The sequence below is a fragment of the Providencia sp. PROV272 genome, assembly GCF_049901975.1.
Taxonomy (GTDB): Bacteria; Pseudomonadota; Gammaproteobacteria; order Enterobacterales; family Enterobacteriaceae; genus Providencia; species Providencia stuartii.
The window spans coordinates 437,032-462,473 of record NZ_CP096291.1; the positions used below are offsets into that span (position 1 = coordinate 437,032).

The following is a 25,442-nucleotide window of genomic DNA, read 5'->3' on the forward strand; positions in this document are numbered from 1 at the left end:
CCTTCCTTATGAATCCTGAGCGGTCTTAACCGGTGATTCTGCTAATGTATCTTGTGCGACAGGGGTGATGGCGGAGCCATTGTTAAGACGTAATTGCCCTGAGGTGATCACTTTGTCACCCAATTTTAGCCCTTGCTCAATTTCGATTTTGCCATCCCAGCGTTGGCCTGTTTTCACAGAGACTTGTTTTGCCGTCATTTTTTCGCCGCTGCCTTCAGCGATGAAAACTGTGTCACCATAGGCCGTATAAGTCACTGCCGTTTCAGGTATTGTTAGTACCTCACTGTTTGCTTGGCGTACGACATTCACATTGGCATACATACCCGCCTTTAACTCACCGTCACTATTTTCAAGCGTGGCTTGTAATTGGATGGTACGCGATTTACCCACTAATGGGTCGATGGCACTGATACGTGCAGGGAAGGTTTTACCTGGATAAGCATCGACATGAATATCAACAATTTGGCCAACATGTAACTCTGGCGCAGCTTGCTCATCAAGGGAAAAATTAAGTTTTAATGTTTTGGTATCGACGAGGCTTGCAATGGCTTCGCCGGGGCTGAGGTATTGACCCTCGTGAACCTGACGAATACCGATAGTGCCGTCAAATGGAGCACGGATCGCCTTTTGTGCAATCAACGCTTGTGTTTGCCGGATCAAACCTTGCGCGATATCACGTTCCGCACGAGTGCTATCGACCTGTGCTTCTGCAACGAGATGTTTAGCAGCCAAGGTACGGGTTCTGTCGTACAAACGTGCCGCATTGCGCAACTGAGCCTGATAGCGAGCTAAGTCAGCTTGTTCAACTGCATCGTTGAGTTGAACCAGAAGCTGGCCTTTTTTCACTTGTTGACCCGATTCAAAATTGATTTTGGTAATGCGGCCACTGGTTTCCGCCGCAACAAAGACTTGGCTGCCAGCCTCTAATTCACCGACACCATAAAAAGTGCGTGGTGCATTGTCTTGAGTCACTGGTGCTAATGCGACTTTCACCGGTGGATATTGGTAAGCCGCCTGTTCGTCTTTTCCGTCTTGGGCGTAGGAGGTGTAAATCGCTGCGCCACCACCAGCAACAATCAGCAGTGAGCACAGCGTGACAATTGTTTTTTTATTCATTATAAATACCTACTATTTCTGTGCCTTAACAGCGAAATAAAGATCACGGAAATGACCTGCGATGGCGACAGCCATTAATCCCCCAATGACAGAGGTGTGCTCAATAGCCCAAAACATCGCGAGTTTGGCTTCTTCACCGGTATAGCTCCAAAAAGTATGAACAATCACGATGGTCAGGAATAAAAATACGGCGAGAGCGCCAGTTCCAAGCCAAAGTAGGCGGTTAAAGAGTACTAATAGCGAGCCTACTAGCAGCACAAATGCAGAGGCGATGTTGAAGAACCAGTCTGGATGTAAACCTGCTGCGCGCATTTCTGCTAGGCTATTTTCATAGTCAAAAACCTTTGCTAAGCCAGATGAAATAAACAGAATTAATATCAGCAAGCGAGCGATAATCCATAATGTGTTACTTTCTAAAATTTTGGCAATTACCGATGGCATAGCCTATCCCCTTTAAAATCAAGTTAGCCTGCATGTCACAAAATAAGCGCTGTCACCACCTCATGCAGAAAATAGAATGGAATAATCTGAATTGACAAATTCAGTGGCTAGAACTATAAAACCTTAAGTTAAGTTGAGGTCAAGAGCAGGTAGTCAAAAATGGCTGAGAAAAACACGAAAACGACAAAAAGGCGTGGAGACGGTGAGCATAAGATTGATTTTACAAGGGCATTGACTGTCGGAGAGGTTGCTAAACGCTCTGGCGTTCCCGTTTCTACCGTGCATTTTTACGAGTCAAAAGGATTGATCCAAAGTACGAGAACACAAGGCAACCAACGACGTTTTCCGTCGGTGGTATTACGTTATATTGCGATTATCAAAGTGGCACAGAGCACAGGGATACCTTTAAAAGAGATCCAAGATGCGTTAGGTAAGTTTCCGGCCAACAGTAAACTGACTTCAGAGCAGTGGAAAGAGATGTCGACGGAGTGGAAAACCTCGTTGGATAGGCGGATCCGGCAACTGACTCGCTTACGTAATGAGTTAGACCATTGTATTGGTTGTGGCTGTTTATCTCTGAGTGAATGTCCACTGCGTAACCCTGATGATATTTTAGGGCGTAAAGGGCCGGGGGCTCGAATTTTAGAACGTCCATAACAAGTGGCGTGATGACTGGTGAAGTGAAATGTTATCGACTTGACCAGTCAACCCGCTTTGCGGGTCAGGGAAAGAGTCACTGAAAAATAGCACTAAATAATATTGAGTTTGTCACTCTTTTGCATCGTGTGGGTGAAAGACGAAACAGTAAAAATATTTGATTAAGTGAGTTACCTAAAGACTCGTTTATCTCCTGTCATTTGCTTACCTCTCTTTTTATAAACGAAATTTCGGCTGTTATGCCGAATTACGCACCATTTCTATTGAAACTCATCAAGACCATCTTCTTAAAATCCCTCAGTCTATAAATTGAAACATAAATGCAACAAAAAATTCACATAGCCATTGGTTAGGTTATTGTGTTGTGCAACATGAATAGCAGTAAGGGTAAGTTTTTCGCTCGATAGGCATTCGTTGATAAATATAAAAATAAATAAAAAAACAGCTAGTTATCTAATCATTAAAGACGATGGTTATAGAAATTATAAACATAAAGAGAGGTCACTATGGATTATCGTATTTTTTTACAAGCTGCACATGTTGCGGCTGACAGGGCACGTTATATTCTCACTGAACATAGAAAAAATAAACTTTATGAACATATTTATTTCGATACTAAGGATGATGAAAGCCCAGTAACTGAAATTGATCAGTATGTTGAACGGGAAATAAGACAAATTATTCAAACGTTTCATCCCGAACATAATATTTTAGGTGAAGAATATGGCTTCCAGCTTGGTGAGTCAGAATTTACGTGGGTTATCGACCCGATTGATGGTACACGCCAATTTATTGCAGGTATTCCGATCTATGGAACATTAATTTCACTTTGTCACCACGGAGTACCTGTTATTGGTATTATCGAGCACCCTGCCGTATCTGAGCGTTGGGTAGGGGTTAAAGGTCATCCTTCCACTTTAAATGGTCGCCCAATTCAAACGCGCAATTGCACTCAGCTAGAGTTAGCTCTCATGTCTTCCAGTAATACAGAGCCTGTTTTACCTGAACATCGTGCAGGTTATGAACAGATTATTCCAAAAACAAAGTGGCGGGTCTATGGCGCGGCTTGCTACTCCTATGCATGCCTTGCAACAGGGCGTATTGATTTAAGTATTGATAGTGGTGGTATGCGGGAAGTGGATTATTGTGCATTAGTTCCTGTTATTGAGGGAGCTGGTGGGAAAATTACCGATTGGGAAGGAAAGCCGTTGACTATGCATTCAGGAAAAACAGTGGTTGCGGCAGGAACAACAGAACTTCATCAACAAGCATTAGATGTATTACACCAGTTTTTATAGCTAACAATAAAAATAATGGTTATTGAGGAGAATGTTATGTTCCGATGGATAAAAACGTTACCCGACCAACCCCCCATCACTGATAAACAGGAAATAGATAGGCTGTATCGTTATTGGCGTATTCATATTATGATCGCCCTATATGCCGGATATGCAACCTATTATTTTACCCGTAAAAGCTTTAATTATGTGATGCCTGAAATGATTAAAGACTTGGGGATTAGTATTGCTGATGTTGGTATATTAACGACTGCTTTTTATTTAGTTTATGGCTTTTCTCGTTTTGCTTCTGGCATAATGAGCGATGCCTCTAATCCCCGTTTTTTTATGGGAGTTGGATTAATCATAACAGGGTTTATCAACATTTTTTTGGGATGAGCTCAAGTTTGTGGTTATTTACCTTCTTCTGGGTGTTAAATGCTTTTTTCCAAGGCTGGGGATGGCCACCATGTTCTAAATCATTAACTTCATGGTATTCACGCAATGAACGAGGTCTATGGTGGTCGATTTGTAATACATCTCATAATGTTGGTGGAGCGATAATCCCACTTTTAGCAGGAGGATTAGCGGTTCATTATGGCTGGCGTTATGGTATGTATATACCCGGTATTATCGCGATTATTGTTGGGCTATTCGTCTGTTTACGTTTAAGGGATAAGCCTTCTACGATGGGATTACCGACAGTAGGACATTGGCGTAATGATGAGCTTGAATTACAACAAGAAGCGTCTAGCCGTAAATTAAAACTTTGGCCGATATTAGTTCAATATATCTTTACCAATAAATATGTTTGGCTATTAGCCGTATCTTACATCCTTGTTTATATAGTACGTATCGGATTGAATGATTGGACTAATTTATATCTAGTTGAAGAGTATGGCTATGATTTAATTAAAGCTAACTCAGCATTATCATTCTTAGAAGTGGGTGGGTTTATAGGTACATTAGTGGCAGGTTGGGGGTCCGACTTCTTTTTTAAAGGAAACCGGACACCAATGAATATTATCTTTATGGTCGGAATTGGCGTAGTCGCTGCCTTTTTATGGCTATTCCCTGAAATGGGATACATGTTGATATCTGTCTGCTTCTTTTTTGTAGGCTTTTTTATCTTTGGTCCACAAATGTTAATTGGTATGGCTGCTGCCGAAGCTTCTCATAAAGATTCAGCAGGTGCCGCAACAGGGTTTGTTGGTTTGTTTGGTTATTTAGGTGCCGCCTTATCAGGTTATCCACTTGCGAAAGTCATTGAAACAGCGGGTTGGAATGGCTTCTTTATAACAATGATAATTGCGACGCTTTTATCGGCAGTACTGTTATTGCCTTTATTAGTGAAAAAGAAATAGATCAACGATAGCAGAGTAAAGGGTATTGGCGTTCATCACGTCAGTACCCTTTTATATGACTTAAATATAGCCTTAGGCGATTACGACAGATGTAAGTGAACACAAGATGGTATAAGAAAAATAGCAAAACAGATAAAACCAACGAGTTATTGATAATTTATCACGAATAATCGTTATAACTATTTAATTATCATCATAATAGGATTTTATTAAGCTCGGCTCGATAAAGTTTGTAATATCCTGTAACAGAATGATTGTACTGATAGTTTTCTGAAAATTCTGTTTTTTTATTTTCTAGTAAATAGATACTTTACATTGATTCAATTTATCTATTTACTTCACTACTGATAACTTCTGCTTAGCTTAATACTGGAGCAAATCCATGTCAGTTGTGACCCTTGTGTTAGTTTTTTTATTGGCCGTTATTGTGAGCGTATTTGTCTCTCGGCTACTTAAGGATATTATTCCTTTACCTATTATTCAGATAGCGCTAGGTGCAGCGTTGTCAGCTTTTGGTTTTGTGGTTGAATTTGAACCGCATCTCTTCTTGTTTTTGTTTATTCCTCCATTACTGTTCTTGGATGGCTGGCGTATTCCTAAGGAAGCGTTATTCCAAGAGATTAAGCCAATTATGTCATTGGCGATAGGTCTTGTGGTGGTGACAGTGGTTGGGATGGGCTTCTTTATTCATTGGTTGATCCCTGCAATTTCATTAGCCGTTGCTTTTGCGCTGGCGGCAATTTTGTCACCAACCGACCCCGTGTCTGTTTCTGCAATGACAGTCAATTCACCACTCCCTTCACGTATGGCACATATTCTTGAAGGTGAATCTCTGCTCAATGATGCGACAGGCTTGGTGTGTTTTAAATTCGCTGTAGCGGCAGCATTAACAGGTACCTTCTCTTTAACATCCGCAACAGGAGAATTTGCCCTTGTCGCGTTTGGCGGGATCTTAATTGGTTTATTAGTGGCTTGGGTTATTGGCTGGTTAAACCAATTTTTGGTGAAACGTACCGGTGAAGAGCCGGCAATCCAAATCATGATCAGCTTATTGATGCCATTTAGTGCTTACTTATTGGCTGAACATCTTCATGTCTCTGGGATCCTAGCCGCAGTGGTTGCGGGTATCGCTATGCACTATGAAAAAATTGCAGGGCGCATGCAGGCGGCAACTCGTATGCAAAGTAAAGCGGTATGGGACACGGTGCAAACGGCACTTAATGGGATGATCTTTATCTTATTAGGGGAACAATTACCAGGTATGTGGAATAACATGCCGCAAGTCGCGGAAGCGGCGGGAGCAAGCCACCCTTGGATGCTATTTGTGTATGTGATTGTTATCACCGTCGCATTAGCGATTTTACGCTTTGCTTGGGTTTGGATCTCAATGACCTTAACCGTATTTAACAACCGTCGTCGTGGTAAAGAAGCGGATGTTTTACACATTCGCATGATGGCGGTAATGGCAACGGCGGGGGTTCGTGGTGCGATTACTTTGGCGGGTATCCTAACATTACCACTGCTGATGCCGGATAATAGCCTATTCCCAAATCGTGATGTGGCTATCTTCTTGGCAATGGGGGTGATTTTGTGTTCATTGTTAATCGCTAGCGTTGCATTGCCTATTTTGACGAAAGGGTTGGTACAGGATTTACCGTATGATAATGATGAGATCCGTGCTCGTATGGCTCTCAATGAGGCTGCAATGGCACATTTACGTGAATTGATGAACCATCCTTCAGAAGATGTTGATGAAATTGCAATGCGCACCGAAGTAGGCTCTCAATTATTGGAAATCTATGGCAGACGCTTAGATAATACTGATGAAACTGAGTCTGATGTCTATGACCTACACAAAATGATTGATATGGAACGAGAAATGTCTCGCTCAGCTTTACAAGCGAAACGCGATGCCTTGTATCTCATGCGTAAAGGTAAGAATATCAGTGAGCGCGTATATCATCGCTTACGTGATGAATTAGATCTTAAAGAAGAAACGCTCAATCATCATAAAAGCAAAAAACACTAATTAAAATAGCGGCTAGAGTTTCGATTCTAGCCGTTTTTTTTAATGTCCAATAGGAGGGAATAAGGCATGGAAAATAAGCAATTTTCAGATCAAGAATTAGATGAGCTATGGAAAAAAGCGTTATTTATTTCCCGTGATAATGAAGGAAAAGGCTTCCGCAAGGATGAACAGGGAAACTGGATCTGTCGTCATGAATATGGCAATCGGAAAAGTGAATATGGTTGGTTTCCAATAAAAATAGAGCACAGCCAAGGTACCAATCAGCTTAATGATTATACCCCCGTGCATTGGAAGGTCGTTGACAAGTTAGGTCAGCCTTCTGAGCCGAAATATCGTTTAAAAATGCTACCAATAGAAAGTATCAGTGCTGAGCGGATTAACCAATTATGGCAAATGGCAGTAAAACACTCCGCGGATAATGAGCAAAAAGGGTTTCGAGTAGATATTTTTGGTCAGTGGGTTGGTCATAAGAACTATGGTGAGCAAAATAGCCCATATGGTTGGGCCGCGGTGTTAGTTGATGACATTTCCAATAAAGGCGCAGATAAAAAACTCGGCGTACTCCCCATTAACTTACAACTTCTGTTGACGTTGCAAAATGAGATGAATAAAGATGAAGAAGGGTGGACAGTGTGGGATACAGCTTGCTTAAGCGTTAATGCCTTACAGTTTGGTTTTGATTTTATTGGCGCTTCTTTTAGTGCCGCTTTCTCGGCTCCATTTTCTTTTTTTGACATATAGCACTCGTCGTTTCATAGACTCTATTTAAGCGGTTAGTTGGTATCGGCTAGATATGCTAAACGTTGCAGCTTGTACCATCTCTGAGTGGTAGGAATAAGTTGCACTCATCGCCCGCCAGATAAAGCGGGTTTTTTTGTTGTATTAAAGAAGGAAGCCCATGAATGGTCATACGGAGTGAAGTGAACATGGTGGAATAACATTATGGAATTTCTTCGATAAATAGGGCGTGCTTAAATTGAAATTCATGTTATATGCTTAAAATAGAAAAGCGCAACAGTTAATTTCAGTCAGATTATGATTGGTTTTGGTTTTCAGTAGTAAAATAAAAGTTTAAATAGAGCATAGTCATACTATGGTTCTTTATTAAAAATTATTTGATATAAAATGGATAATGCCATGGTTAAAATATAATTAAATAATTAGTTTCTATATAAAAATATATCTTAATAATAATGGTGTATTTTAAATTAACGATAGTTTTATTTTAATTATTCTATTTTTATTTAATGTTTTTCTATCCTGGCCTTACTCTATAATGGTGTAATTTCAATTTCTTATGTTGTAAGTGTTTTTTATTTAGTTTTCTTGAGTGGGATTATTACTTTTCTTAGCTTTAATATACTGTTTTATATCCTATAGTTTTGATTTAAATAATTACTTTAGATAAGTGTATTTTTATCTGTTTATTTTCGCTATTTTTATTGAAATAGCAAGAAAATTAATTGCAAAAAACATTATTCAATATTGAAGTGTATTTTTTAACTATTTGATAATAATGATTTTATATTATTATCCCATCGTGATAAACGATCGATTTGCTTATTTTTGATAGGATTTAGCTATTGATAATTGGGTGTTTGATCGATATAAACGTATTTACACATTTAATTGATAAATCTATATTTTAATAAAATTATATTTTTATTTATTATCAGTGAATCCATTTGCTAATTTAATTATTAGTAATAAGAGAAGGCTATTTAAAAATAGTGACTTTATTATGAAACTTAAATATCTGACGATTGGTTTTTTAATATGAGCAAAAATAGAATTTTATTAAGACAAGATATTGGTGATTTTTTAAGAGCAGCGAGAAGAGGTAAATCTTTAACTGGTCTTCAACTTGGAAAAATGTTGCATATTAGCCAACAACAAATTTCCCGTTACGAACGAGGAGAAACAAGTATCAGCATTGAAACATTAGATGTTTTATTAAAAGGATTAGATATGGATTGGTCAGACTTTTTTTTCAAAGTGATGGCAAATTATTCGGCTGAAATAGCGGAATTAAAACTCTACAGATAGCCTCCAGTAGCAGAATTTAACGACGGTAATTTATACGCGAAGCGCCATTGCGTATGCAAGGAGACGAAAGCGGTTTGATCAGGGATGATTTTTTTATTGTTACCTATTAAGAATCAATTAGTAAATTCCATCATATCAATGCCTTATGATGAATTTATAGCAATTTAAGTCTTATTTTATATTGAAAGGAAAAACACATGAAACTAGTAAAATTCACGCAAGTGGTTGTTGTTGCTACATCTGTTGCCTCTTTCAACACGACTGCGGATAACTTAGGTACAGTGGATTTTATCGGTACAGTCGTCAGTACCCCCTGTAATATCGCCCAATCATCATTAAAACAAACCATTGATTTCGGACAGCTTTCTCGTCGTGCACTTGAGAATGGTAGGGTTGCCGAGGTGGATTTTAATATTGAATTCACGGGATGTGATTTTACGGACTTCGATAAAGATGCAGAAGGAAAGCCAATGGCAGTGAAAACCATGGAATTGGTGTTTACAGGTAAAAGCTATGCTGACGCTGCAAGCACATTACTCTCAACATCGGTGGGCAACACGAATAATGTCGGTGTTGGTATTGAGGGTTTTGAGTTCGGTAAAGCGAAGGATGTTTTATCGCGGATAGCGAACAAAAAAGGAGATAATACATTAAAATTCAAAGCATTTGCGAAAGCCGTAGACACAACAAAAGATGTTGTTGAAGGGCAGTTCAATGCAACCTCCAACTTCCGAATTACTTACCAGTAAACAGGATAGCCGTCCGCCAGCCTTTTGCTGGCGGAACCATCAAGGCATGCGGAGGGTGCTGTGAGTGCTTACAAACATTTTAGTCGCCACATTATACAATTCATGATGCTGTGGGTACTTGGTCACGCTACCGTGTATGCTGCGATTGATACACAGCGCCATTCTTTCAATGGAATGACCCGAATAGTAGGAACAGTGATTGCCACTCCCTGTTCAATAGCTATGACTGATCGTTACCAAACAATCAATTTTTCCCCGTTGACCTTAACGCTATTATCCACAGCCAGCGGTCGTGAGCGCTATAGCCAACCCTTTATCATTGAGCTACATGGTTGCGGCAGCATGCTCTCGACAATCGACAGTAAAACATGGTCAATACGTTTTTCCGGACATACAACTCAAAATATAAATGCCTTTGTATTACAGGGGCCTTCACACGGCTTAGGCATTTCCGTATTGGATGAACAACGAAAAAGATTGGTTCCTGAGCAGCGCTATTTTTTGTCTAACCACGTGTTACGGCAAGACAAATCTGGGGAGACTCTTTTTTTACGTTACTTCTTACAACTAGAGCTGACAGGGCAACCGATTCAAGCAGGTAGCTATCAAGGTTTGGTTCGTTTTTTCATCGACTATCAATAAGAAACAGAAATAAGGGTCTCATCACTTATTTTTGAGGTGCTTCTTTGTCGTATTAGGGATGGAACAGAGCATGGTGTTTAAACATAGCAAACTACGGCGGGTTATTTTATTGGCGTTTGGCCTGACGACATGGGGCGCGAGTGCTGCTGAATTCAATACTGATGTGCTGGATGCAGAAGATCTGCAAAATATCGATATAAGCCGATTCTCTGTCGCCGGATATGTACCGCCGGGAGATTATGTTTTAACTGTGTGGGTTAATGGGCTGCGCTTAGGCGCCCCACGTGATATTTCCGTATATGAGAAAAGCCCTTCTGCCGAGCAACGCTCTCCATTTGTTTGTATACCAACAGATATGCTGCAATTAATAGGATTGACGCATTCTGCAAAGCGCAAATTAACCACGTTAAACGAAGGGCGATGCCTAGATTTATCATTGTTATCCGGGGCTCAAACTCAAGTTGAGCTATCGACATTATCATTAAAAATAACTATCCCTCAAATGTGGATGGAGTACAGAGATCCCTACTGGATACCGCCAGCATTATGGGAGGAAGGTGTAAACGGGGGATTTATGGATTTCAATGCGAACGCGTCAGCAACAAAAGAAAAAGGCGGCACTAAACGAGTTTATTTATCAACCAATGGAACGATGGGGATAAATACCGGCGCTTGGCGCTTTCGCGGGGATTATAATGGAAGCTACCAAAAACAGCGTGGAGGATACTCGCCACAAGAAACACATCAGTTTGATTTCAGCCGGTTATATGCATTCACTTCATTAACAGAGTCAGCCGCTATTTTGACGTTAGGCGAGAATTATTTTTATTCTGATATTTTTGACGCTTGGCAATATAGCGGGGTGTCATTAGAAAGTGACGATAGAATGCTCCCTCCCAAGCTGGTTGGTTATGCACCTGAAATTATCGGCGTAGCCAATACCAATGCGACGGTGATCGTCCGTAGCCAAGATAGGGTTATCTCTGAAACGCTTGTTCCACCAGGGCCTTTTCGTATTCAAACATTAGAGAGTGGGATACGCGGTATATTGGATGTCACCGTGAGAGAAGAAAATGGTGAAGAGAAGACATTTACGGTTAGCACAGCGTCACTGCCTTATTTAACGCGGCCGGGACGCCTTATTTATAAGTTAGTCGGTGGAAAAACGCGTTATGATAGCCATCATCTTACAGGTAAGCCCGTTATTGGTGGCGAGTTTTCCTATGGCGTCTCTAATGCTTGGTCATTGTACGGAGGCTCTCAGTTAAATGGTTATTATCAGGCGCTAGCGGTAGGTTTAGGGCGTGATCTTTTTTCCATTGGCGCTATTTCCGTTGATATCACTCAGTCCTTTGCTGATCTTGAAGATAAGAAGCGACGAGGGCGCTCTTATCGAGTCAACTATGCTAAATCCTTTGATGATTTGCGTACGGATATTACATTTGCAGGCTACCGTTTTGCCGATAAAGACTACCGGACGTTGACACAATTTTCTGATGAGGCGCGTACAGGTATTACCCCCTATGCGCCGAAAACGAATTATCAAATTTACCTGAATAAGTACTTTGAAAACTTTAATATTTCCTTAAATTATCAATACAGTACTTATTGGCAAAACGATCCTCAAACACAATATGGGATGTATGCAAGTACCCATCTCAACTTGCCAGCCTTATCTCAACATGGGGCGAGTTTATCGCTGTCTGCTACGCGAACAGAGCGGGATAATGGTTTTGAAGATGATGCAATTAATCTATACCTAACGGTTCCTCTTTATACAGGGCATAGCTTAACGTTTTCAGAGCTTTACTCTCGCTCATCCGGTCATAATCAATTCAATCACAACGTGGGTTATAGCGGCTACAACACGACCGATAATTACAGCTTAAATATGGGTTATCACCATGGCCAAAACATGGATAACCAAACCAGCCTTAGTGGTTTCTATTCTCGAGACTTATCGCAAGCGAATATCTCAGCAAATGCCAGCTATGTACCGCATGAATATCGTAGTGTGGGAGCCTCCATAAACAGTGGAATAACCGCGACCGCTAAAGGTGTTGCATTACATCGTTCAGCAAATGGTGACACGCGATTAATGATAGATACGTCGGGGATCAGCGGCGTGCCTTTAGATAATGGCGTGATCAAAACCAACGCTTTTGGGTTAGCGGTGATCCCAAATGTGAATAGCTATCGTAAGTCTACTGCATCCATTAATACCAGCAAATTACCCGATAATTTAGAGACGTTAACGTCGACAACCGATATTACGCTCACTAAAGGAGCGATTGGTTATCGCCATTTAACGGTGATGAAGGGAGAAAAACTCTTTGCCATTTTGTCATTAGAGAACGGCAAGAAACCGCCTTTTGGTGCCAGTGTACGCAATGCTGATAATCGTGAATTAGGTATTGTCGGGGAAGATGGAGTGACTTGGTTAGTGGGCGTTTCGGCACAAGAGTCGTTATTTGTTTATTGGGATAACCAAAAGCAATGCGGGATCAAATTGCCAGAGACGTTTGTTGTGTCGTCGGACATGTTGTTACTGCCATGCCTACGGGGGAAGTTGTAGTTTCATTCATCATCTAGGTAAAAAATAATTAAATTAGGTTTATGAGGTTAGGTATGTTGAATTTATATTTACGTCATGGGCTGTTTGTCGGTTGTTGTTTATTTCTGTTGCTAACCACGCTATATGCGCATAGTGCCGTCACATTAGATAGAACTCGGATCGTTTTTCCCGGAGATGAACGCGCGATCAATATCAGGATCACGAATGATAATCCTGAAGAAGCTTATTTGGCACAAAGCTGGATAGAAGATTTACAAGGAAATAAATTAACCAAAGGGGCGATTTTAGCGACACCACCTTTGCAGCGAATTGAACCCAATAGCGATAGTTTAGTGCGATTAAGTGTGACACCGCTGCTGGAACAATTGCCGCAAGATAGAGAATCGGTATTTTATTTTAATTTACGGGAAGTACCTCCTAAATCGACAGAAGGAAATACATTACAAATTGCGTTGCAGTCTCGCGTTAAGTTGTTTTATCGCCCTAAGAATATTTTGTCAGAGTCGCAGACACAATGGGCACATAAGATCACACTGGCGAGAACGGCAAAAGGTTATCAACTGAATAATCATACGCCTTTTCATTTAACTGTTATTGGCTTAGGTAACAGCAAATCTCAATCTGAACAAAGTCGCTTTGATGTTGTTATGGTTCCACCTAAATCAACGCACGACATTATATCACCTTCATTATCAACTCCTTATCTTACTTACATTAACGACTACGGTGGCAAGCCAACTCTGGCATTTCGTTGTATTGATGCGATTTGCACCGTGAGAGAGGAGCTGTGATAGCCATCTTGGCAGCAAACAATAAAAAGGAAGGAAATAATGAATTCAAAAATTGTATTGCTATGTCTACTTGCTCTGATTGGCGCTATAGGTAATTGGGCAAAAGCCGCGCCATTGATATCCAATACATTGATAACGGGAGACAATGATGGGCAGCTATTACAAGGATGGGTAAGGGTTAATGCTGTTTTATTTCATGCTCCTTGTAATTTAATCAGCCACACTGAGGCTATTTTGACAGGATGTGGAAGTGGTGGGCTATTTCGTGACAGTGCCCTTTTGAAAGGGGCTGCGAAAACGCCTGTCAAAGTACAATTTATTGATATGCGGCAAGGCGTTGTATTGGAATATTTTGAGATGAGCTTAGATAATGGCAATAACCCAATACCGCTTCCTGAACTCAATAAAAATCAAAATAGAGTGGGGCTAGAGGTGAGTTATGAATAAAGCATTTATCTTAATTGCCATATGCTCTTTCAGCCCATTACATGCGTTGGGTAAAAATCATTTAAATGTTGAATTTAAAAGTGAACTTATTCATCACGATTGCCAAATTGCAGCGGGATCTATTAATAAACAAATTCAATTAGGTTATTTGCGTAAGGCGGATTCAAGTCCGAAGTGCAACGCTAAGCCGCCTTTCTTAGCTCCGCAAACACCACCGAAGGTTGTCTGAACCCCAGACACTTGCGTGGCCTGCTGTTCAACGCTCCCTGATAGCGTTGTAAGTCTTCTTCTGTCACTGTCCGCAGGTCTGTTCCTTTCGGGATAAACTGTCTTAACAACCCATTCGTATTCTCGTTCAGCCCACGCTCATGCGAGGCATACGGATGGGCAAAGTACGTATCTGCGTTCAGTGCTTCTGCTATCGCCTTGTGCTCACTAAACTCTAGACCGTTATCGAACGTTATTGTGTGACATACATCCTGATACTCACTCAGCAGTGAGATAATGGCCTTACTGACTTCCACCGCATCCTTTGAAAACACCTTTTTTGTCAGGTAAATACGGCTTTTGCGTTCTGCCAGTGTCACGATAGCACCAGTGCCCTGTTTACCCTGCACCAAATCGGCCTCCCAGTCCCCCAGACGGCTACGGTCATCGACGACTGACGGCCGTAGCTCAATGGATACCGCATCAGGGATGCGCCCTCGTTTCTGCCCGTAGCCCTTACGATATCGCCGTTTGCCCTGCCTAAGATGCCTGTACAACTCGCCACCGCTACGCTTATCCGCATAGATATACTGGTAAATCCATTCATGGCTGACGCTAAGACCAATAATGCTGCCAATTGCACTTATTTGCTCAGGACTCCACTTCCACTCCAGAGCAAATATCACGAAATCTATGGTCTGCTGAGGAATTGTCCTTTTGGCAGATGACAGCCGCCTATCACAGCACTTCTGGTGTGCCTGTTGTGGGTTATAACCAGTATCTGAAGTGTTACGCCTCAGTTCACGGGAGACCGTGGACTTGCTTACACCGATACGGATACCTATCTCATGGCAGGATAAATTATCCTCACGCAGTATCGATATCTGGTATCGTTGTCCTTCGGTTAGTTGCTGATACTTCATACTTACTCGCTCATCTTTGGTCGGAAGAGCAGGATAGCTTATCAGTAGCTAACCGTCCTTCCATCTAACATGACCGAGCGTTGCACTTATTATCTGAATTCGCGTAAACAATATCTTAATGAACATAGCGTCAGCGACGTGTTTCCCTTTTTTATTGAAATTAATAAATGTAGCCCATCTGATCTGAATAAAATAATCCGTCTAACATGGCAAAGCCATCAATTAATCGACATTGATGGTAACCATTATCTAACGACGCAAGGCGCAAGCGGGGCGTTACTTGGATTGATAGAAATGGATAAAGACAAGCAGCCTGTTATTTGGAATCAACCCATTAAGGTTGGTGTCGTGTCAGTCGTAGATAATCGCCAACAATTAAACTTTGGGGTATTTGTTCGTAAACCTGCAAGCGGTGAAATCAAAACGGGGGATTTTAAAGGCACGGCGACATTTGTGGTGGAGTACGAATAATGAAACAACACAAGACACTGATCACCGTGTTAATGCTATTTGGCTCGTTAGTTCACGCAGATGTTTTAGTGGAGGTCAGTGCAACTATGGTGGCGCCTAGTTGCAATATTCACAGTGAACATCATGGCTCTACGTTAAAAATAGATTTCGGTACGGTAAAGTTTGATGAATTAAATAGCGCTTCGCACCATAGAGCGTTTGCGATTCAACTTTCAGGGTGTGACTTTAATAAAGATTTAGCGATTATGCTGGCGCCGAAAGGGAACAATACATTCATTCATAATGGGCAAACAGTATTAGCGACCTCAATTTCTGGATTAGGGATCTCTTTCAATGAAGTCATCGACGGGGGCATCCGTCCTTTGGCGATGAACAAGCTGCAACGAATTAACCCACAACGGCTTAGCGCTACCGAATACCAAACTGATTTACAGGCGCGCCTTGTTAATCGCATTCCTGCTGAACAATTAGCGGCGGGCAAGTTCACTTCTGCTATGACAATTTTAGTCGCGTATGACTAATAAGGGCTAAAGCGATGTGTGATTTTAAAGATGATGGTCGTAGGTATATGACAGCTAAAAATTATGCGTGGATGATAGGTTTATCTTTAATGATAAATAGCTTAGATGCAACGGCTGATTACGCAGCTCAAATTGTCGACCCCAACACAGGGTATGTGATCAAATTAGAGCGTAACAGTGAATTAGTGGCGACGCCACTTGTTGGCTCTAATGGAAAAAATTATTACCGCATTGGCAATACGATGCTAATTGATAGTGCCAGTAAAGATGTGAGTGTATCCGGTTATGTTAAATGCTTAGGTCGGCAATGGGGAGAGAGCAGTGTAGGCATCCCATCGGAAAACGCATTTCATCGCTTATTTATGTATGCGCCAATGGCTGGTGTCTATATTGAAGGGAGACCTGCCTATCAAATCAACAGTAATTTAGTCATGACGGTTGAAACAAACTTGATGAGTTGGGTCAATATTGACGCTGCGGTTTGTTCTAATGGCTTTGATGGAGACATTTTTCCTTCGGGGCAGTTCTATAGCCAATTTCCAATCAAATTAACCTTCTATATTAATGAGCGAATTATTGATGGGCAATTAGTGATAAATGCTATGGATTTAGGTGGCTATGTTCGCGCTTATACCGCCAAGAAAACGGTACCGCCTTACGACAGTTGGCCTATCAATGAGACAACGGTTCCATTACGGCTGGCTGCTTCACAAATTCATATTGGCTCTCTGTGCACGACCATGACTAGCACAGGGCAAGCAGAAACCGTCAGCCTACGTCATGGCAAACTCAGTAGTGTGAATTACGATAGTACAGTGGTAGAAAAAGTCACTTACAGTTGTAAGTTTAAATCATCGACTAACATCCGATTACGTTTGGATTACACCAAAGATGATGACCCTCAAAAGCGCTTGCCATTAAAAAGCCAGTTAAACCATCACGATGTCATTTATAGTGAATTAACAATGACCGATGAAGCGACAGGGCAAACGGGGCAAAGTTTAAACCTTGAGATCCATCAACTCGATACCATCAGCATTACCAGTCGCATTCAAGGGCAAAATGCAGCTGCGGGGGATTATCGAGGATCTGCGTGGTTGATTGCGACTTATGATTAACTTGTCTTGCTGACAATAAGCTATTCGGTTGAGCCGTAAGAGCCAGTTATCTTGAAACAGGTTTGGGAAGCGTGCCTTGGTCTGTTTTGTTAGATAATCATCTCGCTGGCTTCATTTATTGCACTAGGAGGAAAATGGCGGCTCAACCCACCCTCTGTTATTGATGAATACGCTGAATAAAGTTTGAAGGTGTTTTGCTCAACCATTTTTTAAACATGGTCGAGAATGCACCCACACATCGCGTTTTATGCTATCGACGCGATTTAGAGGGATATTTCGCATAATGGCTCGCATTAACTCAGATGGAAATATCATTTCTATTTTTGGCAGCTTGGCTAGCCTTGTTTGTTTGCTATTGCCATTTTTAACGATAATGGATAGGGGCTATCCGTGGTTATGAGTGAAATACCGGTCATAATTATGACCGGCATAAATGAAAAGATAACGATCATTTGCTATTAAAAAACCTAAGCATCCAAGAAAAATAAATTTAATAAATTATTGTGTTAATTAAAAAATCGTAAATGGGGCAGTCACAATAAATTTGATATCTTTTTCATCTTGGAAAATGTTATTAAATCCTCCACCCCAGCTTGGGATATCGCTGTGGTTATCAAAACGAGTGTAATGTAATTTAAAGGTAGTATCCTTAGCTTTACCAGTTTGAATGGTGTAGAGAATATCAAAATTCCATGCACTTTCTCTGACGCGTTGGCTTTGGTCATAAATTGGATTATTACTCGGTTTTGCATCCCAAGCATAAACATAAGAGGTGCCGATTTTCCAACCTGCGAGATCCCAACTGGATAAATCATAGGTCACACCAGCAAATAGCGCTTTTTCATTGTCGGAGTTGAAATCTGAACGGGCATCCCACCAAACATCTATACGACCATTTGAAGTGCCGTAAGCCGAGGTCATGCGCTGTAAAAAGTAACCTTGTTGACCAGGAGAGTGCACCATCGTTCCTTCAACTTGGAAGTCTAAAGCATCGTAGGTATAGCCTAAAGTGAACGCCTGTAACCAAGCTAATCCATCATAGACATCATTAACACCACCACTATTGTCTTTATCTTGTGCGCCGTAGAATTGATACGATACTCTTAAATCACGTCCAGCAAGCGGGAATGCGTAAGAGATCTTGGCAAGATATTGATCCATATAACCTTCAGCTTGACCAACTGCACCCTCTAGCACCAGCTTGTTTTTGGCATCATATTTCACACCCAGTGAGTGTAAATAATCAATCGTGGTTGTTGAGTCGGCTTCGCGGAATTCATACATTTCACGATACCATGGCGCTTTATATTGATCCGTCCACATATAGGAAATATTAAATTTCCCACTGTCCTCGGTATCAAATTCAGCCCCCACTTCGGCACCACGGTAAGTACCGGGTAAAAAGCTCCAGTTAGTGGCTAACAAAGTTTGACCACTTGGTTGTATATAGCCTGCTTTACCCCAAAATGGCCCTAATTTTAATTTTGTTGCAGCGGTCGTGAAGGTAAACCCATTACGGTCGCCTGTACCTTTCTCATCCCAAACATTTTTGGCATCACTAAAGCCAATTTCATTCGGTGCGGCAGGGCCGCCGTTTGATAATTCGACAGCAGTATACCCGGCAAAATCAAAGCCCGCGAATTCAGATAATAAGTGCAACGCTCGGTCATGTTAGATGGAAGGACGGTTAGCTACTGATAAGCTATCCTGCTCTTCCGACCAAAGATGAGCGAGTAAGTATGAAGTATCAGCAACTAACCGAAGGACAACGATACCAGATATCGATACTGCGTGAGGATAATTTATCCTGCCATGAGATAGGTATCCGTATCGGTGTAAGCAAGTCCACGGTCTCCCGTGAACTGAGGCGTAACACTTCAGATACTGGTTATAACCCACAACAGGCACACCAGAAGTGCTGTGATAGGCGGCTGTCATCTGCCAAAAGGACAATTCCTCAGCAGACCATAGATTTCGTGATATTTGCTCTGGAGTGGAAGTGGAGTCCTGAGCAAATAAGTGCAATTGGCAGCATTATTGGTCTTAGCGTCAGCCATGAATGGATTTACCAGTATATCTATGCGGATAAGCGTAGCGGTGGCGAGTTGTACAGGCATCTTAGGCAGGGCAAACGGCGATATCGTAAGGGCTACGGGCAGAAACGAGGGCGCATCCCTGATGCGGTATCCATTGAGCTACGGCCGTCAGTCGTCGATGACCGTAGCCGTCTGGGGGACTGGGAGGCCGATTTGGTGCAGGGTAAACAGGGCACTGGTGCTATCGTGACACTGGCAGAACGCAAAAGCCGTATTTACCTGACAAAAAAGGTGTTTTCAAAGGATGCGGTGGAAGTCAGTAAGGCCATTATCTCACTGCTGAGTGAGTATCAGGATGTATGTCACACAATAACGTTCGATAACGGTCTAGAGTTTAGTGAGCACAAGGCGATAGCAGAAGCACTGAACGCAGATACGTACTTTGCCCATCCGTATGCCTCGCATGAGCGTGGGCTGAACGAGAATACGAATGGGTTGTTAAGACAGTTTATCCCGAAAGGAACAGACCTGCGGACAGTGACAGAAGAAGACTTACAACGCTATCAGGGAGCGTTGAACAGCAGGCCACGCAAGTGTCTGGGGTTCAGACAACCTTCGGTGGTGTTTGCGGAGCTAAGAAAGGCGGCTTAGCGTTGCACTTCGGACTTGAATCCGCCGCCAATAAAATCTTGAATATAACCAGAAGAAAAGTCGAGAGCTATATTTAATGATGAGTGTTTAAGATTATCTGTATATTGACCATATTTATCACTGCCGGGTGTTAATTCTTTTCTTGATCTATCCCTTTGCCAATAATAGATACCACCTTTTAATGTTGCATCATCAAAAAATGGTTGAGCATTGATTTTAGGAATATAACAACTTGCGGTTAATATAGAAAATATCTCTAATGCTAATAGTTTTTTAGTATGCTTAATCATGGAATTAGCCATTCTTTATTCCTCATTATTGATTGAATTAATTAATTGATTTTTATTTTTTATAAATAATGAAGGGCAAAGTGATAAATAAAACACTAAGCCAATAACATTTATATTTTGTGATTAATATTAAGCAATCTGAAAAGTAGGGTTTTATGAATTTAAGAGAATGTCATTTGCCAATAGGGACCATGGTAGCTGTTGATTTCGAGATATTATGTAAGGTTGGGTTTTTATACTGAGTGATCTTGTTTTTTTTGGATTAAATTGCGGAGTTGGATTTCTAAATGCTGTTTTTAAAAGTGAAAACCTTTAATGCATTATCCAGTATTTTATTATGTGACGTATAAAAACAAAAAAATGTCACCTTTAGCTATTAAAAGTTTTTTAAATTTATATTTATATTATGAAAAATGGAAAATAAGAGGGTTTGATATGAGTGAATCAGTCGGATCTATGAAGTCTCAAAAAATGCAGTTATCAACATGGCGAGTTTATCTTTCACCTATTATAGGTGGAATATTTATTCCGATGATGTTCTTGTGGGCACCGTTAATTACTATTCAAATGGATAAGGAACTTGGTTTTTCGCCAGAAAAAGTAGGTTTTATCTATATGATAGAAATTTTAACCGGGATGTTAGCAAACGTTATTGCCTTCTTTTGGTTAAAAACAAAGATAAACTGGTATCATATTTATGTGGCTATGATCCTACTTACCGCGGTATTAAACATTATCTCAGGTTTTTTAATTAAAGATCATTTTAATCTTTATATTGCTATCAGAATCCTCTCTGCAATATCAGGATCGACTATTTTTATCATAACCAATTCGTGTATGGCGTTATTGCCAAACTCATATCGAGCGTTCAGTATCTCCCTATTTAGCCAAATTATATTAGGGAGTTTAGGGCTGTTTATTTTACCGTTATTCCTTGAAAGTTATGGCATATTTTCAGTTTATGTTTTCGTGTCCATACTGTTAGTTTGTGTTTTACCGCTAACTAAAGGTATAGATGCTATTTGGCGAATGAAAGAGGAAAATATTTTTAAAGAACAAGCCCAAGGAGCGGTAAAAAATCGTACGGTAAAAAATGAGATGTATCTATGCTTAGCAGGTATCTTCTTATTTAATGTCGTGGTTGCTGGTGTTTGGACATTTATTGGAAGTTATCTTAGCGCGTTACAAGTCGATCTTTCAGTCGTGTATAACATTTTAGGTTCGGCAAGTATGGTCGGTATATTGGGCGCGGGAACTTCAATTCTATTTAGTAAAAAAGTAAATTTAGTTTTTGTTACTTGCTTTATATTTTTAATCGCATCTGTGCTAGCAATGTACTTAAATACTAGCATCATGCTTGTGATTATCAGTTGTTACGCTTTTAAATATATATGGACACTAATATTACCATTTACGATGAGTATTGCTGCTGAATATGAAGTCGATGGAAATGTTATGAACCTTACATCACTTACATTGGGGCTGGGTATCGCGTTAGGGCCGATGTTTAGCGGAATGTTAATTGAGCGTGTTAGTTTTTCTGCAATGTTTTTATTCAATTTATTATTACTTGTTGCCTCCATGGTAATCATTATGAAAATAATTTTTAAAAATAATAAAGATAAGGCTTAATAATGACAAAAAATTTAAATCATTATCATGTGCATACTACGTGGAATGAAGTACTAGACGGAATATCGTTGAAGAATAAAAAGTATCTAATCACAGGCGCTAATATTGGATTAGGCAAAGAGTCTGCTAAGGCAATATTAAGCCATGAAGGATATGTTGTTCTTACCGTCAGGACAGAGGAAAAAAAACAACAACTTTATACGGAGCTTTCTTCACAATTTGATGATGCTTTATTTGAAATTAAATTGCTTGATTTGTCATCGTTAAATGATATTCGGCGTTTCGTAAAGCAAATTATTCTAGAAGATGTGAAACTTGATGGGATATTGGCTAATGCCGGGGTAATGGCCACTGATTTTAAATTAACCGTCGATGGATTTGAACAGCAGTTTGGCATTAATCATTTAGGGCATTTTCTATTAATTAACAAACTGACACCTTGCTTATTAAAAGGTGCAAGGGTTGTTATGATGACATCGGGGGCGCATCGCTTAAGTAATGTCGATTTAGATGATCCAAATTTCAATCATCGACCATACAGCCGTTGGACTGCGTACGGACAATCTAAATCAGCAAATGTATTATTTGCATTTGAGTTTGATAGGCGCTGGAAAGATTATAATATTCGAGCTTTTGCGGTAGCTCCCGGCATTGTTCTTGATACAAACCTACATCTGCATTTGCAGCACGATGATTTTAAAGAGTTAGCAGAGAAACAGGACACCAATAAAGTACCTGTAAAATCATTATCAGCCGGTGTTGCAACACAGATTATGGCATTGTGTCACCCTGAATTTGCGGATAAAGGGGGAATTTTTTTAGAACATTGCAGTTATTCTCAAATTAATGAGGATACACGGCAGGGAACGGGGGTTATTCCATGGGTACTGGATGTCGCTTTCGGTCAAAAATTATGGCACCTCTCGGAAGAAATGGTGAATGAAACATTCACAGAATACGCCAAACTGAAATCTGAAGTGAGTTATGGGGAGTTGGCCCATAATCGTTTACCTCAAAGCAAAAAAATTAGCCTGACAGGGATAGAATTTAAAACAGAAAACGCAGTGATTGAGATCTTTTTCGATCAAAAGAGCTGCACGATAGAAGGTTATCACCAACAAGGTATTTTTATCCCGAAAGAGGCAAATTATGAAGCGGTTGAGGTGAGAAATAATCTGTTTTTTGTGGATCTTTTATTTCCAGAGCATACGGAAATTACGCTATCTATTGCACTCGATTTTACCACAAATAAAGCGCTATTTATTCTTACACAATATCAACCTAAAAGTTTGCCTGATCACAGCAAGCCAATACCATTAAAGTTAGCGTCTAATTATCAGCAATATTTTACACCAGCAATAATACTGACTGGAAACCATAAAGTTAATGAATGCCGGTATCCTTTTATTACGAGTGATTTGATTGGCAGTCGGGCGTTATATTGTTATTCGAATTTACCATCGACAGTGTATGAGCATATTTATATCAATTCACATTGGTATTGCTATAACGTCATTAATGGTATCAGAAAAGGTGATGGGGGATGCGATCAAGTGAGTTATTATAAGTTTGACGATTCTACTTATGTGGTGACTTGGCGAGAGCTATTAATCGACCTATCCTTTGTTTTTGTTTATGACTTGGAGAATAAGACGACAACAGGGAAAGGCTGGGGAAATCTGTCAGAAGTGAATAAAATGATTAATATTCCAGCCGGTGCAAATATTATTTCTCTTAACTCATTAAATTACCCATTAAATTATATTCCAACATAAGGTGTTTATAATGAGTCAAGATGCTGATTTAGTCATTATTAATGCCAAGGTTGCAACGGTAGATAAAAACTTCTCTTTCTATGAGGCGATAGCGATTGCAAAAGAGAGAATTATTGCTGTTGGTGATAATGATGATATTTTTAAAAAAATAGGTTTTCATACTCAGATAATTGATGCAAAAAATAAGCTTGTGTTACCTGCTGCACATGATGCGCATATCCATGCGACACACACGGGCATGCTGATTTCTGGTGATTTCCTAAATTTGTTTGAGAGTAAATTAAAAAATGAGTTTGAAAGTCAGTTGGAGACTCATTTAACCGCTAAAAAAAACAGGGACTGGATCTACGGCATTGGATGCCCCTTTGAACTCCTTGATGATAACAACGAAAAAATCGCGGTTAACCAAGCTTACTTATCCCAAAAAACGAATGGGAAATTAGCAAGCTTTAGTGATTTTAGTTTACATAACCTAATTGTTAATCAGGAGGTTATAGAATTATCAGGGTTAAATTCTAAATCCATAGAGCTACCGAAAGAGGTCGGACGAATAGGTATTGATCAGCAAGGTGAGCCTAACGGTATTATTTCTGAATGGGGAGCCATGAACCTTGTTGGGAAATATTTACCTCAGCTATCTGATGAAGAACTTAAAAGCTATATTTTACTTATCCAATATCATTTACTACAAAATGGCATCACAAGTTACACCGATATTTTAGGGCCAGGAGGCGATAATCTATTTCATGGTGCTTGGAGTAGCAGAGTCATAAAGCTCTATAAGGCGCTTTATGATGAAAATAAGTTATTAACTCGGGTTAGTGTTAATTTATTTGCGGCAAAAGAAGGTGTGCACAGTTTTAAAAATATTATTTCTGGTGCCGAAGCGTTTTCATATCCACTTCATACCGATAAATCATGGTTAAAAGTCGATACGATAAAGTTATTTGGTGATAGTTCACCTTGTATTCGAAGATCATGCAATGGTTATCAAGGAGAGCTAACCTTTGCTGGTCATAGTGTTGAAGAACAAATTGCCGAACTTAATAAAACCATTGTTGAATTACACCGCTTAGGTTGGCAGGTTGGTATTCATGCAATTGGTGGAAAAACGATTGATGCAGCAATAGATGCCTTTTCTTATGCAGAAAAGATCATGCCAAATAAAGACTTACGCCATTTTATTATTCATGGTGATGATCTCACGATTGAGAATGCGAAAACAATGGCAAAAAATAATATTTTGCTATCCTGCCAACCAATCGCAGGCTATAGCATGATCAATGATATTAAGCAGATTATACCCGATGAGTACAACGCTAAGTTATTTGACTGGCAGTCTTATATTAATGAAGGCGTTGTGGTTGCTGCTGGCTCTGATGCCTGTTGCTTCCCATTTAATTGGTTAAAAGGACTTGAATTTACGCTGACTAGAAAAGCTAAAAACAATCAAATTTATCAATCTGACCTAGGTTGTAAGATTGAGGATGCCATTCGCATGTACACCATTAATGGTGCCATTCAGGAACATCTTGAACATGAAAGAGGTTCGATAGAAGTAGGGAAATTGGCTGACTTACAAATATTAAGTCATGACCTATTTACTATTCCGGCTGAGCAAATAGGGAAAACCAATGTCATTATGACCATTTGTAATGGAAAAGTTGTGTATCAACGGTAATGG

At 40.2% G+C, this 25,442-nt stretch carries 21 protein-coding genes and 2 pseudogenes; 18 read left to right on the top strand and 5 right to left on the bottom strand.

Annotated features, from left to right (window positions below; all coding sequences use genetic code 11):
* Positions 1-6 precede the first annotated feature (6 nt).
* Together M1E93_RS01870 and M1E93_RS01875 are read right to left on the bottom strand one after the other, a co-directional pair.
* A complete protein-coding gene (locus M1E93_RS01870) occupies positions 7-1,116 on the bottom strand; it encodes an efflux RND transporter periplasmic adaptor subunit (RefSeq protein ID WP_004926007.1) in 1,110 nt (369 codons plus the stop codon).
* A 12-nt stretch (positions 1,117-1,128) separates the two neighbouring features.
* On the bottom strand, positions 1,129-1,557 hold the full coding sequence (locus M1E93_RS01875; RefSeq protein WP_004926011.1) for a DoxX family protein: 429 nt from the start codon (positions 1,555-1,557) through the stop codon (positions 1,129-1,131).
* Positions 1,558-1,716: 159 nt separating this feature from the next.
* On the opposite strand from M1E93_RS01875, the gene soxR reads away from it, so the two are divergent.
* The 11 genes and pseudogenes from soxR to M1E93_RS01930 all read left to right on the top strand — a co-directional run bounded on the left by soxR (position 1,717) and on the right by M1E93_RS01930 (position 14,134).
* A complete protein-coding gene (gene soxR / locus M1E93_RS01880; RefSeq protein WP_004926014.1) occupies positions 1,717-2,214 on the top strand; it encodes a redox-sensitive transcriptional activator SoxR in 498 nt (165 codons plus the stop codon).
* A 506-nt stretch (positions 2,215-2,720) separates the two neighbouring features.
* Positions 2,721-3,512, top strand: coding sequence for an inositol monophosphatase family protein (locus M1E93_RS01885; protein WP_004926017.1), 792 nt, complete (start codon positions 2,721-2,723; stop codon positions 3,510-3,512).
* A 36-nt stretch (positions 3,513-3,548) separates the two neighbouring features.
* A pseudogene (gene uhpC, locus M1E93_RS01890) lies at positions 3,549-4,855 on the top strand (MFS transporter family glucose-6-phosphate receptor UhpC).
* 382 nt (positions 4,856-5,237) lie between these two features.
* Positions 5,238-6,884, top strand: coding sequence for a Na+/H+ antiporter (locus M1E93_RS01895; protein ID WP_004926020.1), 1,647 nt, complete (start codon positions 5,238-5,240; stop codon positions 6,882-6,884).
* A 66-nt stretch (positions 6,885-6,950) separates the two neighbouring features.
* A complete protein-coding gene (locus M1E93_RS01900; RefSeq protein WP_061064655.1) occupies positions 6,951-7,625 on the top strand; it encodes a hypothetical protein in 675 nt (224 codons plus the stop codon).
* 1,035 nt (positions 7,626-8,660) lie between these two features.
* Positions 8,661-8,930, top strand: a complete 270-nt coding sequence (locus M1E93_RS01905; RefSeq protein ID WP_004926025.1) for a helix-turn-helix domain-containing protein — start codon at positions 8,661-8,663, stop codon at positions 8,928-8,930.
* Positions 8,931-9,127: 197 nt separating this feature from the next.
* Positions 9,128-9,679: a fimbrial protein gene (locus M1E93_RS01910; protein WP_004926028.1), complete on the top strand. Its 552-nt coding sequence runs from the start codon at positions 9,128-9,130 to the stop codon at positions 9,677-9,679.
* A gap of 60 nt (positions 9,680-9,739) precedes the next feature.
* Positions 9,740-10,321 (top strand): fimbrial protein, encoded by a 582-nt coding sequence (locus M1E93_RS01915; RefSeq protein WP_104873028.1) that lies wholly within the window; start codon positions 9,740-9,742, stop codon positions 10,319-10,321.
* 58 nt (positions 10,322-10,379) lie between these two features.
* Positions 10,380-12,896, top strand: coding sequence for a fimbria/pilus outer membrane usher protein (locus tag M1E93_RS01920; RefSeq protein ID WP_104873027.1), 2,517 nt, complete (start codon positions 10,380-10,382; stop codon positions 12,894-12,896).
* Between the two features lie 53 nt (positions 12,897-12,949).
* Positions 12,950-13,687 (top strand): fimbrial biogenesis chaperone, encoded by a 738-nt coding sequence (locus M1E93_RS01925; protein WP_036942049.1) that lies wholly within the window; start codon positions 12,950-12,952, stop codon positions 13,685-13,687.
* Between the two features lie 39 nt (positions 13,688-13,726).
* Positions 13,727-14,134, top strand: a complete 408-nt coding sequence (locus M1E93_RS01930) for a fimbrial protein (RefSeq protein ID WP_104873026.1) — start codon at positions 13,727-13,729, stop codon at positions 14,132-14,134.
* Between the two features lie 182 nt (positions 14,135-14,316).
* Here M1E93_RS01930 and M1E93_RS01935 read toward each other — a convergent pair whose 3' ends face one another.
* Positions 14,317-15,264 carry an IS30 family transposase gene (locus M1E93_RS01935; protein ID WP_140035165.1) on the bottom strand — a complete coding sequence of 316 codons (948 nt, stop codon included), beginning with the start codon at positions 15,262-15,264 and terminating at the stop codon, positions 14,317-14,319.
* A 69-nt stretch (positions 15,265-15,333) separates the two neighbouring features.
* Here M1E93_RS01935 and M1E93_RS01940 point away from each other — a divergent pair, with 69 nt between their 5' ends.
* Genes M1E93_RS01940 through M1E93_RS01950 form a run of 3 tightly spaced genes read left to right on the top strand, consistent with a single transcriptional unit; the run spans position 15,334 to position 17,374 of the window.
* Entirely contained in the window at positions 15,334-15,735 is a 402-nt protein-coding gene (locus M1E93_RS01940) for a fimbrial protein (protein WP_426207068.1), read from the top strand.
* Positions 15,735-16,256 carry a fimbrial protein gene (locus tag M1E93_RS01945; protein WP_004926037.1) on the top strand — a complete coding sequence of 174 codons (522 nt, stop codon included), beginning with the start codon at positions 15,735-15,737 and terminating at the stop codon, positions 16,254-16,256. Before M1E93_RS01940 ends, M1E93_RS01945 begins: the two co-directional genes overlap by 1 nt.
* Positions 16,257-16,303: 47 nt before the next feature.
* Positions 16,304-17,374: an adhesin gene (locus tag M1E93_RS01950; RefSeq protein WP_230084741.1), complete on the top strand. Its 1,071-nt coding sequence runs from the start codon at positions 16,304-16,306 to the stop codon at positions 17,372-17,374.
* A 510-nt stretch (positions 17,375-17,884) separates the two neighbouring features.
* Here the strand turns inward: M1E93_RS01950 and M1E93_RS01955 are convergent.
* Positions 17,885-19,024, bottom strand: a pseudogene (locus M1E93_RS01955) (OprD family outer membrane porin); the annotation flags it as partial.
* An 89-nt stretch (positions 19,025-19,113) separates the two neighbouring features.
* Here M1E93_RS01955 and M1E93_RS01960 point away from each other — a divergent pair.
* Positions 19,114-20,061 (top strand): IS30 family transposase, encoded by a 948-nt coding sequence (locus M1E93_RS01960; RefSeq protein ID WP_140035165.1) that lies wholly within the window; start codon positions 19,114-19,116, stop codon positions 20,059-20,061.
* On the opposite strand, the gene M1E93_RS01965 is transcribed toward M1E93_RS01960, so the two are convergent.
* On the bottom strand, positions 20,058-20,363 hold the full coding sequence (locus tag M1E93_RS01965; protein ID WP_426207069.1) for a hypothetical protein: 306 nt from the start codon (positions 20,361-20,363) through the stop codon (positions 20,058-20,060). The two genes, M1E93_RS01960 and M1E93_RS01965, sit on opposite strands and share 4 nt — an antisense overlap.
* Before the next feature lie 303 nt (positions 20,364-20,666).
* On the opposite strand from M1E93_RS01965, the gene M1E93_RS01970 reads away from it, so the two are divergent.
* From M1E93_RS01970 to M1E93_RS01980, 3 genes are read left to right on the top strand one after another with little or no spacing between them, the layout of a single operon-like run.
* A complete protein-coding gene (locus tag M1E93_RS01970) occupies positions 20,667-21,983 on the top strand; it encodes an MFS transporter (RefSeq protein ID WP_426207070.1) in 1,317 nt (438 codons plus the stop codon).
* Positions 21,984-21,985: 2 nt separating this feature from the next.
* Positions 21,986-23,758, top strand: coding sequence for an SDR family NAD(P)-dependent oxidoreductase (locus M1E93_RS01975; protein ID WP_061064661.1), 1,773 nt, complete (start codon positions 21,986-21,988; stop codon positions 23,756-23,758).
* A gap of 10 nt (positions 23,759-23,768) precedes the next feature.
* Positions 23,769-25,439, top strand: a complete 1,671-nt coding sequence (locus tag M1E93_RS01980; RefSeq protein ID WP_104873025.1) for an amidohydrolase — start codon at positions 23,769-23,771, stop codon at positions 25,437-25,439.
* Positions 25,440-25,442 lie beyond the last annotated feature (3 nt).

Excerpts from the sequence above, each read along its gene's own strand:
- M1E93_RS01870 (WP_004926007.1), bottom strand. The coding sequence starts at position 1,116 with ATGAATAAAAAAACAATTGTCACGCTGTGCTCACTGCTGATTGTTGCT.
- M1E93_RS01875 (WP_004926011.1), bottom strand. The coding sequence starts at position 1,557 with ATGCCATCGGTAATTGCCAAAATTTTAGAAAGTAACACATTATGGATT.
- soxR (WP_004926014.1), top strand. The coding sequence starts at position 1,717 with ATGGCTGAGAAAAACACGAAAACGACAAAAAGGCGTGGAGACGGTGAG.
- M1E93_RS01885 (WP_004926017.1), top strand. The coding sequence starts at position 2,721 with ATGGATTATCGTATTTTTTTACAAGCTGCACATGTTGCGGCTGACAGG.
- M1E93_RS01895 (WP_004926020.1), top strand. The coding sequence starts at position 5,238 with ATGTCAGTTGTGACCCTTGTGTTAGTTTTTTTATTGGCCGTTATTGTG.
- M1E93_RS01900 (WP_061064655.1), top strand. The coding sequence starts at position 6,951 with ATGGAAAATAAGCAATTTTCAGATCAAGAATTAGATGAGCTATGGAAA.
- M1E93_RS01905 (WP_004926025.1), top strand. The coding sequence starts at position 8,661 with ATGAGCAAAAATAGAATTTTATTAAGACAAGATATTGGTGATTTTTTA.
- M1E93_RS01910 (WP_004926028.1), top strand. The coding sequence starts at position 9,128 with ATGAAACTAGTAAAATTCACGCAAGTGGTTGTTGTTGCTACATCTGTT.
- M1E93_RS01920 (WP_104873027.1), top strand. The coding sequence starts at position 10,380 with ATGGAACAGAGCATGGTGTTTAAACATAGCAAACTACGGCGGGTTATT.
- M1E93_RS01925 (WP_036942049.1), top strand. The coding sequence starts at position 12,950 with ATGTTGAATTTATATTTACGTCATGGGCTGTTTGTCGGTTGTTGTTTA.
- M1E93_RS01930 (WP_104873026.1), top strand. The coding sequence starts at position 13,727 with ATGAATTCAAAAATTGTATTGCTATGTCTACTTGCTCTGATTGGCGCT.
- M1E93_RS01935 (WP_140035165.1), bottom strand. The coding sequence starts at position 15,264 with ATGAAGTATCAGCAACTAACCGAAGGACAACGATACCAGATATCGATA.
- M1E93_RS01940 (WP_426207068.1), top strand. The coding sequence starts at position 15,334 with ATGACCGAGCGTTGCACTTATTATCTGAATTCGCGTAAACAATATCTT.
- M1E93_RS01945 (WP_004926037.1), top strand. The coding sequence starts at position 15,735 with ATGAAACAACACAAGACACTGATCACCGTGTTAATGCTATTTGGCTCG.
- M1E93_RS01950 (WP_230084741.1), top strand. The coding sequence starts at position 16,304 with ATGACAGCTAAAAATTATGCGTGGATGATAGGTTTATCTTTAATGATA.
- M1E93_RS01960 (WP_140035165.1), top strand. The coding sequence starts at position 19,114 with ATGAAGTATCAGCAACTAACCGAAGGACAACGATACCAGATATCGATA.
- M1E93_RS01965 (WP_426207069.1), bottom strand. The coding sequence starts at position 20,363 with ATGGCTAATTCCATGATTAAGCATACTAAAAAACTATTAGCATTAGAG.
- M1E93_RS01970 (WP_426207070.1), top strand. The coding sequence starts at position 20,667 with ATGCATTATCCAGTATTTTATTATGTGACGTATAAAAACAAAAAAATG.
- M1E93_RS01975 (WP_061064661.1), top strand. The coding sequence starts at position 21,986 with ATGACAAAAAATTTAAATCATTATCATGTGCATACTACGTGGAATGAA.
- M1E93_RS01980 (WP_104873025.1), top strand. The coding sequence starts at position 23,769 with ATGAGTCAAGATGCTGATTTAGTCATTATTAATGCCAAGGTTGCAACG.